This window comes from Cylindrospermum sp. FACHB-282, assembly GCF_014697195.1.
GTDB lineage: Bacteria > Cyanobacteriota > Cyanobacteriia > Cyanobacteriales > Nostocaceae > Cylindrospermum.
The window spans coordinates 25,909-39,396 of record NZ_JACJRJ010000012.1 but is presented as its reverse complement, the minus strand read 5'-3'; the positions used below and the strand labels follow the sequence as shown (position 1 = coordinate 39,396).

The following is a 13,488-nucleotide window of genomic DNA, read 5'->3' as shown; positions in this document are numbered from 1 at the left end:
TATCACAAGCAAATTATTGCTTAAGTATATTTGCTCAATATTCTCTGAAACAAATTTTTTATAAAATTAATATAAATAAAGTCGATAATACCTATCATCCGAGAGATGACAAATCATTCCAAATAAATTTGGTTGGAATTATAATTTCGTAACATTTATTACTAAATTTATACAGGTAGCAAAGCCATAACTAAATATCTCAAAAATATGCAACTAATAGGGGAGACTAAGATCCAAAAGATAACTTTTATGAGCAACAGTAGCAGACAAAATATTGATTGGGGAACAATATCTCTATAGGTGTATGAAAGCACCAAAAAACAAAATTACAAAGAGTATGATTATGGCAGAAGCTATTGGGTGCTGTTACTGGTATTAATTTTTTAAATCTATATTAGCGGTAATACTATTATGTTTTCACAAAATTGGGGTGGTAAAGAAATGATTTCCGCAGGCGTCGAAGTTAAAATAAATCGATTGGAATCAATTGTTGAGCAAATCGGGGAAGCAGTACTCTCTACAACTGAGACAATTGAGCGTCTGGCTGAAAGATTGGAAACTCTCAGTGTGCAAATCGAAGCCCAGGGAAAGCAGGTGCAACAACAAGGCTATCAAATTTTTGCCTTGTGTGATGCCGTACAGAGCCTTGCTGAATCTCAGGATGATTCACTGCAACAACTCAACCAATTGACACAAACTCTAAGCAAGCTCACATCTCTGATTCAAGGTGCCGATGACGAACTCTGAATCAAACCCTTAACAGAGTTACCGCAATATTCCCAGAAAAGCAGACATCCACATCACTGCCAGGAGTGCGCAAGCGTTTACCATATTCTCCTACATAATAAAAATCATCGCCCTCAATGCGATAATTGACAGGCAAAGGTTTGGTACAGGCTTGGCAAAACACCACCTCAGGTGAGGGTTCTCCTGGTAGCAAATGCGGCAGATTCACATTCCAGAAACTTCCTGGCTCTAGGGAACGCTGGAGTAAGTCAGCTAAAACTTCAGACGTCCATCTAGCAGCCAAATCCCAATCATAATTTAGCTTGCCTTTGCGATACTGGGAAATGGCAATTCCCGGAATACCATGCATTGCTGCTTCCCGCACAGCAGCCACAGTACCAGAAATATAAGCATCCACTCCCAGATTACCGCCAGCATTGATGCCTGAGAGTACAAATTCGATATCTTGGGAGATATGGGTGGCTGCAATTCTGACACAATCAGCGGGTGTGCCCCCAATCGCATACTCAACATCCGAACGGCGCTGGAGGTTGATGGAACGAGTAGTGGTGACTTGATGGCCACAGCCAGACTGATGGTCTTGAGGAGCAGCAATAATCACATTTTTACCGTTTACAGCTTTCAGCAAAGCTTGAATACCGGGGGCATCGATGCCGTCGTCGTTAGTTAAAATTAGAGTCATCTGTAGCAATAAACATCTGCAAATATACCATTGTAAACGTTAGTTGTACTTATTCAAGTTCCCTGATTTCGGCAAATTTAGCTCTTGCGCTAAAATATAACGTGATAGGGAAAATGCTTGCTATTTATTCCCAATAACCTGTTTATAGTTTGAGGTTAAGACAAATGACACAAGAATTAATCGACCTCAGAAATAGTATCTTAGAAGCACGTTATGCAGATGCCTTGGCAATTGTTGACGAATTAGAGGGCATGAGTAAACAAGCAATTCTCCGTAATATCCAATCTTATTTAAAGATTCTACTGATTCATTTGATTAAAAACCAAATTGAGCAAAGGTTAACAGGTTCTTGGGCTAGTTCTATTCGCAATTCTATTCGAGAAATTAAAAAGGTAAATATCAAAGATCATAAAACATCTTATTATATCAACTTAGATGAATGGGAAAATTTCATTTTAGAAGAAGTTATCGAAGATGCTATAGCTGATGCTAGTGTGGAAGTTTTGAATGGAAAATATACTCGCGCTCAACTTTCAGCGATGTTAGATAGAAACCAGATTTTAACCACAGCAACTAGGTTTCTAGCTTTAAGTTATGCTTATTCAGCAAAGGAATTACCAGCGATTATGGATGATTATCTCAGTCAGTTACCTGGTGGTGAAGAATGACACAAGAACTAATCGATCTGAAAAATAGTATTTTAGACGGACGTTATGCAGATGCCTTGGGAATTGTTGATGAATTAGAAGGCATGAGTACAAAAGCTATTCTGCGGCAGATTAAATCTTATTTAAGGATTCTATTGATACATTTGATTAAAAATCAATTAGAACAGCGATTAACAAATTCTTGGGCTGCATCTATTCGCAATGCCATCCGCGAAATTAAAGAAGCAAATCTCAAATATCACAAAAATTCTTACTACATCAATCAAGATGAATGGGAAAATTTTATAGAAGAAGAAGTTATTGAAGATGCTATAGCTGATGCTAGTCTGGAAGTTATGAATGGTGCATATAGTCAATTTAAACTTGCAGAAATTGTTGATAGAACTCAGTTAATGCAAACAGCATTGAGTTTTTTGACTTTGACATATTCCCAGTCAGCTAAGAATTTACCGATGGCTGTGGCGGAAGTTTTAATGCAGTTACCAGGTGGTGAAGATTGGAAGTTAGGGAGAAGAGGAGATTAATATTTTTTGTTTCGCGCTAAGTCGCAAAGGAGCAAAGATTTAAACGCAGAGGGACGCGATGGTAACGCAGAGTATCGCGGAGGTTTTTTGAGGTTTGTTAGTGATGATAGAGAAGGATTAAGTGATTGCTTGAGGTTGGGTTTAAGTTTGGGGCTAATTATTCTAGTTAATAGTTGCAGTTATGCACCTTCAACGTCGTCCTAATTACTGGACTGATAGAATATAAAAGTAAAAATTATTATTGGGTTTCGTTTCTCAACCGCTATTTAGAGGAAACGGGGAAAAATCCGCAGGTTTGTGGGTTCAATTCATCGAAACATCCCTGTAAACCTTGAATGGGGCGGAATTATTTTTGAGTGCAACTCATGGTTGCAGTAGCTTTCCTGGAAAGGATAGCTGAAACTTCCAGATAGATAAATCCGTGAATAAGGTGATTTTGACATCGGTTGTGTAGTATTTTGATTGCAAGTCTGTCTTAGGATTCATCCCATGCAACGGCTACTCAAGCAATTATTTAGTAGTAAAACATACCTCATCCGGCTAATTGTCCCCTTGGTGACAATGATGATCACAGCTTCGTTGTTTGTCCCACCCACATTAGCCACTGGTGTATATCAAATACCCAATTTCGCAGCAGACACCTGGGTTTTAGATCAAGGTGAAGTCATCAGCCGTCTGAATGAAGGTCAGATTAGCAGCGCCTTCGAGGATTTGGGAAAGCAAACTGGCAATGAAGTCAGAATCGTTACTATACGCCGCCTTGACTACGGTGAAACCCCTGAAAGCTTCACCAAAGGACTGTTTGAAAAATGGTTTCCCACAAAAGAAGCGCAAGCTAATCAAACCTTGTTGGTGATTGACACAGTTACCAATGGCACGGCGATTATTTCTGGGGATCAAGTCAAGTCTGTGCTGACTGATGCGATCGCCGAAAGTGTAGCTTCAGAAACCTTGAGTGCGCCATTAAGGAACGGAAACAAATACAATCAAGCATTTCTCGATGCTAGCGATCGCTTAGTTGCCGTCCTCTCTGGCAAACCTGATCCCGGCCCACCCCAAATAGTTCAAAAGATTCAGGTAGAAGGCACATTCAAAAAAGCTGAAGATACAGACCAAGGTAACGCTACTGCTTGGGTAGTAGGACTGTTAATAGCCGCCACCGTTATCCCGATGGCTACTTACTACATTTACCTAGCGATTCAACCATCGTCTGAGGGGTAATTGGTAATTGGTAATTGGTAATTGGTAATGGGTAATGGGGAAAAAGGTAATTAATTATTCTCCCTTTACGTACCCAGTACCCAGTACCCAATCTTCAGTCCCTTAATCTTGGATGTACTCTTGCCCTGTCACTAAAGCTAATTCTGCTCGCACAAATTCCCGACCTAAATAGCTGGCATGATCTAATAAAGTCACCGGACAGGGCTGAGTTTCTTCAAAAATCTTTACACAAAGTTCTTTTGCTGTCCTTCCACTAAACACAGTCATGTGTGTTCTCTCTACCTTTCCCCGTGCAGGAATCACCTTCCCCGTTTCTGGATCGACAGCTAAACCACGCTCATCAATCACATTTGTGAAATGCTTGGCATAAATTAACTGTGCATTCCGATCCAAGTAAATAATGAAATATCCACCAGGATCAAGGTTAATATGACGCTGGGAAAGCTTGTCATCAATCGCCGCCAAATCTACAACTATCAAATCCATAAGCATTATAAAAAGCAAAATTATTTCATTAGGGCTTTTACCTTACATTTTCAAGTGTAGTTTGTAGGTTCCTCTATTTATTAGCAATCTGGGAATTTTTGTAATTTCTTCTTCCTAAGCATCCCGTTGACTAAAGGGTAATTCTGCATTCATCGCCGAAATCTCTTGTTGTTCCATCTGATTCACCTCATTGATATAAGGGCGTAAGATTTGTCCTAAACGACTATTGTAAAAGCGGTGCAGACTATAATTCGGCATAGCCGGAAAACCGCGACGTTTCTTGTGGCGTCCACCAGCACCAGGGTCAAAAGTTTGGATGCCGTTAGCGATCGCCCATTCAATCGGTGCATAATAGCAAGCATCAAAATGCAAGCAATCTATTTCTTGAAAACTCCCCCAATACCGCCCATATAGTTTGTCATCCTTAAATAGACAAAAAGACATCCCTACAGGTATATGCTCGTTTTGCTCACTGTATGCAGCAATAAATAATACCCGATGGCGATAATTAGCGTCTAGCTGCTCAAAAAAACTTTTTGTCAGGTACTTACTACCCCACCAGCCGAACTTATCACAGGTATCAGCATAGAATTGGTACATCAAAGGAAAATGGGACGGAGGAATTTGATCACCAGTCAGCGGTTGCAGTCGTAAACCAGCCTGAAAAACGGCTTTACGTTCCCGCTTAATATTGCGACGCTGATTGGCGTTGAACACTGTCAAGTAATCATCAAAAGTTTGAAAACCAGCATTTTCCCAGATATAGCTGTGGTGCAACCACGAGGTAAAACCCTGTCGTTCTAAAACAGGACGCCATTGGGGATCGACATAGAGAAAATGACATCCAGAAATGCGATGCTGCACACAAAAAGAGTCAATCTCATGGAGCAACATGGCTGTAATTTCATCCTCATCTTCCCCAGGAGCAATTAAGAACCGATAACCTTCAGCGGGAGTAAATGGCGTCATTCCCAATAGTTTTGGGTAATACTCTACGCCAATACGAGAAGCTAACTCTGCCCACTGATGATCAAAAACAAACTCGCCCTGACTATGTCCTTTAAGATAAAGTGGGGCAGCAGCAATTAGTGTTCTATCTCGCCACAATGTCAAGTGATTTGGCAACCAGCCGGTTTTAGCTGTAACACTGAGGGAAATTTCGAGATTATTCAGCCACTCCCACTCTAAAAATGGGGTCTTTAGTGGCATAGCTAGAGCATCCCAGGCATCTTGGGATACTTCAGCTATTTTATTTGTCCAAACAACAGAATAGCTAGGCTTGAGTGGTTTCACCATCGTGTAGTTAAGATACAAAAGTTAGCAAAAGCTCTATTTAGCGTAATCTAAGAAAGCTGGCCGTTGTCGCCGATAGTGCAAAAACACTTCCTCCTCAACTGTATGAACTTCTAGAAGTTGTAACCTGGGGGCTAAATGGGATAAAAATCCTTGTCCTTCTACAGGGGTGGGTGCGGTAGCACTGCCTAAAATTAACGGACAGATGGTAAACCAGAATTCATCAATTAAATCAGATTCCACCATAGAAGCTACTAATTGACCCCCTCCCAAGACCGTTAAGCGTGTTATGTGTAGAATTGCCAGGTGTTGTAGAGCAGCAAGAATGTCAATTTTTCCTGTTGGTGTTTCAAAAACCAGAATCTGCTCAAATTCTGGGCGTCCTTGCCAGAAAATTGCCCCCGCTGTTGTCGTCAGCAACCAGTGTCTCACAGGTTGCTTAAAGAAGTTAATGTCCGGATTCAGGTGGCCAGAGTGTGAAATTACTATATGAACTGGTTGGTTGGGCTTACCTTGCTGTGTACGTTGTTGCAGCAGCGTTGGCTGTGATACGGTAAGTGTTGTACCGTAGGCACGGAGAGTACCAGCGCCAAATAAAACTGCATCAGAGGCAGCGATTTGTTTTTCCAGGTGTGCTTTATCAGCCCCTGAGCCAAATCGAGCAGGCGATCGCCTAAAATCTGCTATTTTGCCATCTGCACTCATTGCCAAAACAACTGTTGTATGAGGACGATGTTGCGTCATTGGGTTAGTTTGATGGTTTTGATATTTTCAAAAGCTAGTGTGTTGATTTTAAAGAAATTTCGTGCTTACCAGCCACTGTTTAGCAATTTCGTCCCTATATTGATATGCACCACGAGTCACTTTTACACCTACCGCCTATGAGTTTTGGTATATCATGCTTCTTTCTGGATAAGAGCAATTTGATAATTTTAAAAAATTACAATAAAGTAGTAATAACTTAATAAAATGTCTCATTTAGCTGGTCTAATTGCATATCGTTGCTGTTGTAGTTTGCAGATGCGAAGTGAGACACTCGATGGCTAAGATCCGTCAATCATCCTTTCGTCGAATTTTAGTAACGAGAATATTACTTCTGTTTGTTCCAGTTTTATTTGTAGGGGAGATGGTCGCCTTAAATAAGGCCCGCTCTAGCCTCTTAAAAACTGCCCGGCAAAACCTCACAGAAAGCGCCATCAACAAAGGGGAGAAAATTGTCGATGCGATCGCATCTCTGAAAAGCAATTTACTCAGTGCCAGTCAAACAAAAGTCATTCAGTCAGGTTCGCCAAGCAAATCCCAAAAATTTATCACTGAATTAGCACAACAACTGCCAACTAATATTGAGTGCATTCAATTAACGAATCTGCAAAAGGGTAACATCATTGCCAGCAGTTGTGGTGATAAAGCAATTGGAGAATTAAGTTCATCTTTCTCTAGTGATAACGTTGATATTAAAGCAATATTACCGCCTAAAGCCGGAACAACTGGCAAGAGAGATCCACAAAACAAACTGCAATTGATGTTATCTGTCCCCGTTTACAATCGCAATGGGGATTTAGCCTACGCCTTAAGTCTTCAAACTGCATTTTACCAACAAATTGCAAATCAGCCAGGATCACTTACCGGCTCTACGGTAATAATTGCTGAAGATGGCACAATCTTGCTGCACCCCTTAGCAGACCGAGTGGGTACTAATATCCAAAATAACCGGGATGCTGCCCGCCTAAAAAGCATTGTCAAAAAGGCGACTGCTGGGCAAAATGATTCTATACATTTGTATTTTACAGATGGGAAAGAATTAGTCGCTGGCTATACGGCTATTGTAAATCCGATTACACAACAGCAGCAACAAAAATGGATTATCTTAGCTGTAACGAGCGTGGAAAATGCTCTGTTTGGTTTAGACGAAATTAAACTCATTCTCATCGTTTTAACAGTTGGCTTAATTGGCGCCAGTTTGTTGGCATCGCTATATCTGGCTCCAAAATTGGCACGTCCTGTGGAAGAATTGCGCGACTACGCTTTGAATATTCATAGCCATCACAGCGCCCAACCAATTCCCCACAACTTCAAAATCCGGGAATTTAATCAACTAGCCCAAGCACTAGACCAGATGGTTGAGCGGCTGAAAGCTTGGGCAGAAGAACTAGAAATAGCTTGGAAAGAAGCAAAAACTGCCAATCAGATTAAAAGTCAGTTTTTGGCTACAACTTCTCATGAATTAAGAAACCCACTAAATATCATTATTAATTGTGTTCGTCTAGTTGAAGATGGCTTGTGTGATAACCGGGAAGAAGAAATGGAATTCCTCAAGCGTGCTGATGAAACGGCGATTCACTTGTTAGGTATTATTAATGAGTTACTAGACATTTCCAAAATCGAAGCAGGTAAACTCTCAGTAGTCACAGAACCTGTTGACTTACGACGAATACTGTTAGAGGTAATTAATCTACAATCGGTTAATGTTCAAAAAAAAGGTCTGCAACTGAAATGCGAGTTAGGTAATGAACCAATACCAATTAACGCAGATGGTTCAAAACTCAAACAGGTACTAATTAATATCATCGGTAACGCTACTAAATTCACCGACGAAGGAAGCATCACGATTGCTACAGAAATTCACGTTAGAGATGGTAAATCTCAAGTGATAGTTTCAATTAAAGATACAGGTATAGGTGTTGATCCTACCCAACAGCACAAACTATTTCGCCCCTTTGTGATGGTGAATGGCGCAAATACACGCAAGTTTGAGGGTACTGGACTGGGACTAGCAATTTCTCGGAACTTAATCGAACTTATGGGAGGTAGAATTAATCTTGAGAGTGCCGGTCTGCATCAAGGTACGACAGTGCTGATTATATTACCTTTGATTGATATTTCTCTGTTACCTAACTCAGAAGAAGGGGAGGAGACAAGGGGAAGCCGCTACTCTAAAGTGCGCCAAGACCCACCTTCAGAAATATACAGTTCTTCGAGAGCAGTGGTAGATGGAGAGAAAGGAGAAACTTGTGAGGTGAGTTTCCCACCGCAGCCAAGTGTCCTTCCTACCTTTCCCACTTAATGCGACAATGGGATATCTGAAAAACGGACGCAGAGACAGAGTAAGACTAGCAACGGTTAGCATCAGTCAGTGAAGCGTCAAGTGTTTCCCCGCTCCTAAAGGAGCGGTGAGTATGTCAAAAAAATAGATTTACCGCCCTGGTTTAAAGATGCTGTCAAAGCGGCAAGAATTTCCACTAAATCTGTACCTACCCAGCCAGAGGAAATCACTGGGGGAGTATTCTGAAGGACACAGACAACAAAGCGATCGCAAACCCGCTGCAATGGTTCACCTGTTTCTATTTCCAGCATTTCTTGTCTTTGATTGACAGGAATAAATTGATTTCCCTGTTGTGCAAACTCCCCATGTTGTAGGGTTAACGGGGATGAATTTGACATCTCATCAAAAATCAAGCTGCCTAAGCTACCCACAATCCCCAATCGTCGCTGTTTATCTGGATTGAGCCAGCACAGGTGGATATAGGCTTGAAAGCCATCTGGATATGTCAGGGTCACCCAGACTAAATCAGCTACACCTGATGGGGTGATTGTTTTTTCTGGCTCCTCACCTCCTTGTAGCCACACTGTACCGGTTGCTTGCACTTTCACAGGTAACTGAGCCAGCCAGGTGTTAAAGATGGCAATATCATGAATAGCTAAGTCCCAAAGCGCATCAACATCTTGCCGGACAGGGCCTAAATGGGTGCGGGTGGCGTAACCATAGCGTAAATTACCTAATTTACCTGCCTTAACTACAGCTTGTCCTCCCTCAACTGCTGGGTGAAATAAATAGGTGTGATCAACCATAAGTATTAAGTTTTGTTGCTCTGCCAATTGGCAAAGTTCTCGACATTCTACTGGGTTGAGAGTTAAGGGTTTTTCTGCCAAAACATGATAACCCTGGTTGAGAGCATCCTTAATTAAGGCATAGTGGGTGGAAGCAATTGTGGCAATTACCACCCCTATCAGTCCCGGTATTTGCTTCAGGGCTTGCCACTCGGTGGTTAATAATATATTTTCATCTAAGTTAAACTGCTGTTTTACCGCTGCCAGTCTTTCTGGATTGGAATCTACTACCGCCACAACACTCACTTGGGGGTGTGCTAAAAAATTTCGCAGCAAATGTACTCCCCAACGGCCAATCCCAATAACAGCAATTTTAATTTTAGTCATTTGTCATTTGTTCCCTCTGCTACCCCAATGCCCAGTCACGTTTTTTCCTGTTCGCTAATTGCTAAAAAAGCTACTTTGGCCGCGGCCTGTTCAGCGGCTTTAATAGAGCGTCCTTTACCTTGTCCTAGCATTTTTTCATGTAACCACACTTGGGCAGCGAAACGCTCTTGATTGTGGTGGGGTTGACTGACTTCCACAACTCGATATTCTGGCAAAACTTTAAATTGTGCCTGAGTCCATTCTTGTAGGGCAGCTTTGTAGTTAAGTCTGGCAGGATCAAGGCGAATTTCTGTCGCTAGTTTTTGGAAGTGGGGATCTAGCCAAGGGCGGATTAGTTCTAGGTTGTGAGTGCTTAAGTAAAGTGCTCCTAAAACTGCTTCAAAGGCATCTGCCAGTCGTGACTCTTGACCAACGTGATCAGCGGTAGCACTGCCTGCGACGAGTAAGTATAATTCTAAACCATATTCTCTGGCCAGTTGGGCGAGAATGCGATCGCTCACCAACACCGAACGAATTGCCGCAAAATCCCCTACTGGGCAATCAGGATAATGTTCCCATAACACAATAGCTGCTACTAGCCGCACCACCGCATCACCAACAAACTCCAACTGTTCATAATTTGCCGACTCAGACACAGTGGGATGAGTCAGCCCTAAGTCCAGCAGTTGCCACTTGATGGGTGCATCAACTGACAAACCTAACTTTTGGACTAAACTTTCCAGTTGCCGCTGACGGCGAGGATAAACAGGGGACATTAAAAAACTGGGGGAGAATGGGCTAATAACTCTTAACTTAGCACTAAAAATAGAGTATAAATACAAGTCGGTTTTTTGTAAAAAAACTTACTGTGTCAGCATTCTCAGAACTTCAACTAGCTGGGGTATGTGGGAGAAAGCGATTCCTACGGAGCGCTTCGCTATCGCATACCCTACAATAAAGACATGGAAGGAGATATCAACCGATGGCGATCGCACAAATTGAAAGTCAGATTCGTTATGTCACCAATGTGGACGGAGAAACAACCGATGTACTCGTCCCTCTAGAACTTTGGCAACAGCTTATAAGTTCCATAAACTCTGATAACGCCAGTGGTTTAGCTTGGATTGATGAACAAGAGCCAAAAGCACAAATATTAGCTGATTTACAAGAGTCTGTGCGACAGGTTGCAGCAGGAGAAACTTACCCTGTTTCAGAGCTTTGGGACGATATTAACGCCTAATATTTATGCCAGAAGTTCGCTTCACACTTCCTTTTAAACCTTGATTGCACTTTCATCATAAAATACCTTTTTATTGATTAAATATTTATTGCAAACATCCCTGAAAAGTTTTACAGAATTGTCTAACTCTTTTTGAGAAGAGTAAATCTCAATTAATTTTTTCAGGAAAAAATTTAGAGAGTTATTTTTTGGCTTTGCTTCATTTAAAAGGATGTCTTTAATTTTTTCTTTTTTTGGTTCTGTAATTCTATTTCCCACACGTGACAATAAAATTTCAACATCATTATTTTCGATATTGTTCAGGAAATCACTATCTGATATATCTTCCTCATCTTCTATCAGTTTATTTAGAATTTCTGACGATATCTCTGAAAAACCTTCTTTTAAAAATCCATCAATAGTCTTTTGAATGTTATTAAAACGTTTTTGGACATCATCCATTCCAAATTGGATAAGTGTATTTTCTTGATTTAAGGGTTCATCATCATTATAACCAAGATTATATAAATCTTCTTCTACACGCCTATATGTTGGAAAATAGATAATGTTACTACCTTTAATTCCGGATTTAATCTCCTCTTCACAGTCCCGTAAAAAGGAGTTTGATATACTTTCTTTCTTGATTTCGATTTGCTCAAAAGCTCTTAAGATAAAACGCGTAGGAATGTTTTTTCTAAACTTGGAACTGTATTCAAATTCCCAATTTATTTTTTTTCATTATCTTTGCTTTGTATAAATCTATTTCTTAATATCTCAAATTGAGAATAACCAATTTCATCAATAATCTCTTTAACTATAGGATTATCATAAACCTGTTCAATAAATTCATCTACATTAGATTTAGATATTTCAATAGCCTTTTCGTCATGAAATTGCAAAATTAATTTATCAAAACTGAATTCACTAAGTCTAAAAAAATTTCTTGTCAAAGTATAATAAAAAAGGTTTAAGACTTGAGTTTTCCCAAGTCCGTTCTCTCCAATGAGTATTTTTATATTCTCATCAAAAGGAATGTGAACATCATCTGTTCCAAAAAGACCATGTATTGAAAAAGATTTTATATTACTTGTGTTGATTTTATTGTCCATAAGAGTACACATAGCTTTATATTAGGTCAAGTGTTTGAGTTTAAGTATCTCTCATTTTTTATATTAATTGAAAAAACGAACTATGGAAAATAAAATATCCACAGTTCGTTTGAAAAGAGAGTTGGTAGTAAGCCGGGTTCTGTTCTCTTGCGAGGGCAGTTATCTATCTGGGACGCTTGTTACCAAACGCCTCTAGCGGCTCTATTTTCACGGAACTGGTAAAAGACCAACCGTAGTTCCTCTGGCCTTGCTCCCAACCGGGGTTTACCGAGCCAACGCCTCTCGACGCTGCTGGTGCGCTCTTACCGCACCTTTGCACCCTTACCAAGAATTGATAATTCGTAATTCGTAATTCGTAATTGGTGTTTTTCCCATTACCCATTACCCATTAACGATTACCCATTCTTGGCGGTATCTTTCTGTGGCACTATCCTCACGCTCGCACGCACTGGACGTTATCCAGCAAGTCTGGTCTTTCGGGAGCCCGGACTTTCCTCAAACCAGTCTTGATGACTGATCTGCAACTGCCAGCGCCAACTCTCTCCCTACATCCAGTGTAAGCTTTGATAGCAATTGTGTGTCCGGATCTGATTTACTTCTTTTTATTCCAAGGTAGGGCGTAAGTCCAGGGTAGTTTCTTGACGCTAAAGGGACAATTGATAATGCATAAAGGAGGGATATTCACACCTGGAGCTATACCGGCACGCACCTCAGAGATTCTGAGCACCAGTTGAAGCGAAAAATCAAAAGTGCGTTTTTCGCTCATAAAGTCGTTATACATCTTCTTTTGTGGCCCACCACCAGATTTAAGCTTGCCGATAGCAAGTAAGGGGCTATTTACTTTGTATGTTCCCGAATCTTTATCTAGCTGGAAAACATCTTCCGCTGTTATCGTTTCTGAAAGAGTATTCTTGGGAGCAATCAGGCTAGGACTTTGGGGTACAGCTAAGTCGCGGGTTAAGTCTGGTGACTTGCGAATCACTCGGCGCGATTGCTTACTCAAATCACCGACTATAGAGCTATTATCCCAGTCAACGTATATTGCCAGATTCTCAGATTTATTTTCAATACTGATCGACAATTCTTTCAAATCATCAAGTGGATTTGAAATACCGAATTTAAAAGAAATTCCCACCTGATTTTGGAGATTTTGTTCTTTTAGTTGATCATCGACGACTCCTTTCTTAAACTCATACTTAATTTTATCGTCAATGGATTCAACCATGCGATTAAAGGTATAAGATAAGCCGATGATATAAAGCGTCAAAACAATTAGATTTTGGTCGCCATTTTTCATTACCATAACTCAGAATATAAACTCCACACACACGCTAATTTTCTATCC

At 40.6% G+C, this 13,488-nt stretch carries 15 protein-coding genes and 1 other RNA gene; 6 read left to right on the top strand and 10 right to left on the bottom strand.

The annotated features are described in order from the left end of the window. Positions 1-411: 411 nt before the first annotated feature. A complete protein-coding gene (locus H6G32_RS08615; RefSeq protein WP_242046529.1) occupies positions 412-747 on the top strand; it encodes a hypothetical protein in 336 nt (111 codons plus the stop codon). A gap of 1 nt (position 748) precedes the next feature. On the opposite strand, the gene surE is transcribed toward H6G32_RS08615, so the two are convergent. After that, positions 749-1,429 carry a 5'/3'-nucleotidase SurE gene (gene surE, locus H6G32_RS08610; protein WP_190457126.1) on the bottom strand — a complete coding sequence of 227 codons (681 nt, stop codon included), beginning with the start codon at positions 1,427-1,429 and terminating at the stop codon, positions 749-751. Positions 1,430-1,593: 164 nt separating this feature from the next. Here surE and H6G32_RS08605 point away from each other — a divergent pair, with 164 nt between their 5' ends. The 3 genes from H6G32_RS08605 to psb32 all read left to right on the top strand — a co-directional run bounded on the left by H6G32_RS08605 (position 1,594) and on the right by psb32 (position 3,842). Beyond that, positions 1,594-2,097, top strand: a complete 504-nt coding sequence (locus H6G32_RS08605) for a DUF29 family protein (protein ID WP_190457124.1) — start codon at positions 1,594-1,596, stop codon at positions 2,095-2,097. Next, the gene (locus H6G32_RS08600; protein WP_190457122.1) at positions 2,094-2,621 is read left to right on the top strand and encodes a DUF29 family protein; all 528 of its coding nucleotides are present in this window, start codon (positions 2,094-2,096) and stop codon (positions 2,619-2,621) included. Before H6G32_RS08605 ends, H6G32_RS08600 begins: the two co-directional genes overlap by 4 nt. Positions 2,622-3,110: 489 nt before the next feature. Then, positions 3,111-3,842 (top strand): photosystem II repair protein Psb32, encoded by a 732-nt coding sequence (psb32, locus tag H6G32_RS08595; protein WP_190457121.1) that lies wholly within the window; start codon positions 3,111-3,113, stop codon positions 3,840-3,842. 102 nt (positions 3,843-3,944) lie between these two features. On the opposite strand, the gene H6G32_RS08590 is transcribed toward psb32, so the two are convergent. From H6G32_RS08590 to H6G32_RS08580, 3 genes are all read right to left on the bottom strand, one after another. Continuing rightward, positions 3,945-4,328, bottom strand: a complete 384-nt coding sequence (locus H6G32_RS08590) for a DUF4346 domain-containing protein (RefSeq protein ID WP_190457119.1) — start codon at positions 4,326-4,328, stop codon at positions 3,945-3,947. Between the two features lie 114 nt (positions 4,329-4,442). Further along, entirely contained in the window at positions 4,443-5,624 is a 1,182-nt protein-coding gene (locus H6G32_RS08585; protein WP_190457117.1) for a GNAT family N-acetyltransferase, read from the bottom strand. A gap of 33 nt (positions 5,625-5,657) precedes the next feature. Next, positions 5,658-6,365, bottom strand: a complete 708-nt coding sequence (locus H6G32_RS08580; RefSeq protein ID WP_190457115.1) for a RibD family protein — start codon at positions 6,363-6,365, stop codon at positions 5,658-5,660. A 295-nt stretch (positions 6,366-6,660) separates the two neighbouring features. Here H6G32_RS08580 and H6G32_RS08575 point away from each other — a divergent pair, with 295 nt between their 5' ends. Beyond that, the gene (locus H6G32_RS08575) at positions 6,661-8,685 is read left to right on the top strand and encodes a sensor histidine kinase (protein ID WP_190457113.1); all 2,025 of its coding nucleotides are present in this window, start codon (positions 6,661-6,663) and stop codon (positions 8,683-8,685) included. A 95-nt stretch (positions 8,686-8,780) separates the two neighbouring features. On the opposite strand, the gene H6G32_RS08570 is transcribed toward H6G32_RS08575, so the two are convergent. Then, positions 8,781-9,836, bottom strand: a complete 1,056-nt coding sequence (locus H6G32_RS08570; RefSeq protein ID WP_190457111.1) for a Gfo/Idh/MocA family protein — start codon at positions 9,834-9,836, stop codon at positions 8,781-8,783. A 35-nt stretch (positions 9,837-9,871) separates the two neighbouring features. Continuing rightward, positions 9,872-10,591: a ribonuclease III gene (gene rnc, locus H6G32_RS08565; protein WP_190457109.1), complete on the bottom strand. Its 720-nt coding sequence runs from the start codon at positions 10,589-10,591 to the stop codon at positions 9,872-9,874. A gap of 206 nt (positions 10,592-10,797) precedes the next feature. On the opposite strand from rnc, the gene H6G32_RS08560 reads away from it, so the two are divergent. Continuing rightward, positions 10,798-11,055 carry a hypothetical protein gene (locus tag H6G32_RS08560; RefSeq protein WP_190457106.1) on the top strand — a complete coding sequence of 86 codons (258 nt, stop codon included), beginning with the start codon at positions 10,798-10,800 and terminating at the stop codon, positions 11,053-11,055. A gap of 33 nt (positions 11,056-11,088) precedes the next feature. Here the strand turns inward: H6G32_RS08560 and H6G32_RS08555 are convergent, their stop codons facing one another. The 4 genes from H6G32_RS08555 to H6G32_RS08540 form a co-directional block, all read right to left on the bottom strand. Further along, the gene (locus H6G32_RS08555; RefSeq protein WP_190457105.1) at positions 11,089-11,496 is read right to left on the bottom strand and encodes a hypothetical protein; all 408 of its coding nucleotides are present in this window, start codon (positions 11,494-11,496) and stop codon (positions 11,089-11,091) included. 263 nt (positions 11,497-11,759) lie between these two features. Further along, the gene (locus H6G32_RS08550; protein WP_190457103.1) at positions 11,760-12,143 is read right to left on the bottom strand and encodes an AAA family ATPase; all 384 of its coding nucleotides are present in this window, start codon (positions 12,141-12,143) and stop codon (positions 11,760-11,762) included. Between the two features lie 112 nt (positions 12,144-12,255). Beyond that, an RNA gene (gene rnpB, locus H6G32_RS08545) (RNase P RNA component class A) lies at positions 12,256-12,685 on the bottom strand. Between the two features lie 50 nt (positions 12,686-12,735). Further along, a complete protein-coding gene (locus H6G32_RS08540) occupies positions 12,736-13,440 on the bottom strand; it encodes a hypothetical protein (protein ID WP_190457101.1) in 705 nt (234 codons plus the stop codon). Between the last annotated feature and the right edge of the window lie 48 nt (positions 13,441-13,488).